Annotated in this window: 1 protein-coding gene; it reads left to right on the forward strand. The window is 52.6% G+C overall.

Going from position 1 to position 1,611, the window contains the following annotated elements:
* A partial coding sequence (locus ACFEL9_RS26020) for a hypothetical protein (protein WP_385896308.1) occupies positions 1 to 1,611 on the forward strand: 1,611 nt, incomplete at both ends.

The raw sequence follows: 1,611 nt of genomic DNA on the forward strand, positions 1-1,611 counted from the left end.
CCAGTGTAACGGGCGGTTGTGATCCGGTATTGACTAATAATGCAACAGGTGCAGGAACACTTTGTACCGGTGGTGCCATAACAGTGACCTTTACAGCCACTGATCTTTGCGAAGCGCCGACAGCAACAGCAACCTTCACCGTAACACCGCCAACACCTGTCGTGATAACCACTCCGGTTGCAACTACAGTAAATGCATGTGACTATGCAGACCAGGCAGCGCTTGATGCAGCCTTCCAGGCATGGCTGGCTACCGCTTCTGTAACGGGTGGTTGTGATCCGGTTCTTACCAATAATGCAACAGGTGCAGGAACACTTTGTACCGGTGGTGCCGTAACAGTGACCTTTACAGCCACTGATCTTTGCGAAGCGCCGACAGCAACAGCAACCTTCACCGTCACTCCGGCAACACCTGTAGTGATAACCACTCCGGTTGCAACTACAGTAAATGCATGTGACTATGCAGACCAGGCAGCTTTGGATGCAGCCTTCCAGGCATGGCTGGCTACCGCTTCTGTAACGGGTGGTTGTGATCCGGTTCTTACCAATAATGCAACAGGTGCAGGAACACTTTGTACCGGTGGTGCCGTAACAGTGACCTTCACTGCTACTGATCTTTGCGAAGCGCCGACAGCAACAGCAACCTTCACCGTAACACCGCCAACACCTGTAGTGATAACAACTCCGGTTGCAACTACAGTAAATGCATGTGACTATGCAGACCAGGCAGCGCTTGATGCAGCCTTCCAGGCATGGTTGGCAACAGCCAGTGTAACGGGCGGTTGTGCTCCGGTTCTTACCAATAATGCAACAGGTGCAGGAACACTTTGTACCGGTGGTGCAGTAACAGTGACCTTTACAGCCACTGATCTTTGCGAAGCGCCGACAGCAACAGCAACCTTCACCGTAACACCGGCAACACCTGTCGTGATAACCACTCCGGTTGCAACTACAGTAAATGCATGTGACTATGCAGACCAGGCAGCGCTTGATGCAGCCTTCCAGGCATGGCTGGCTACCGCTTCTGTAACGGGCGGTTGTGCTCCGGTTCTTACCAATAATGCAACAGGTGCAGGAACACTTTGTACCGGTGGTGCCGTAACAGTGACCTTTACAGCCACTGATCTTTGCGAAGCGCCGACAGCAACAGCAACCTTCACCGTAACACCGCCAACACCTGTAGTGATAACAACCCCGGTTGCAACTACAGTAAATGCATGTGACTATGCAGACCAGGCAGCGCTTGATGCAGCCTTCCAGGCATGGCTGGCTACCGCTTCTGTAACGGGTGGTTGTGATCCGGTTCTTACCAATAATGCAACAGGTGCAGGAACACTTTGTACCGGTGGTGCCGTAACAGTGACCTTTACAGCCACTGATCTTTGCGAAGCGCCGACAGCAACAGCAACCTTCACCGTCACTCCGCCAACACCTGTAGTGATAACCACTCCGGTTGCAACTACAGTAAATGCATGTGACTATGCAGACCAGGCAGCGCTTGATGCAGCCTTCCAGGCATGGCTGGCTACCGCTTCTGTAACGGGTGGTTGTGATCCGGTTCTTACCAATAATGCAACAGGTGCAGGAACACTTTGTACCGGTGGTGCCGTAA

Origin of the sequence: Terrimonas alba (assembly GCF_042434975.1) — a bacterium.
GTDB classification, from domain to species: Bacteria; Bacteroidota; Bacteroidia; order Chitinophagales; family Chitinophagaceae; genus Terrimonas_B; species Terrimonas_B alba.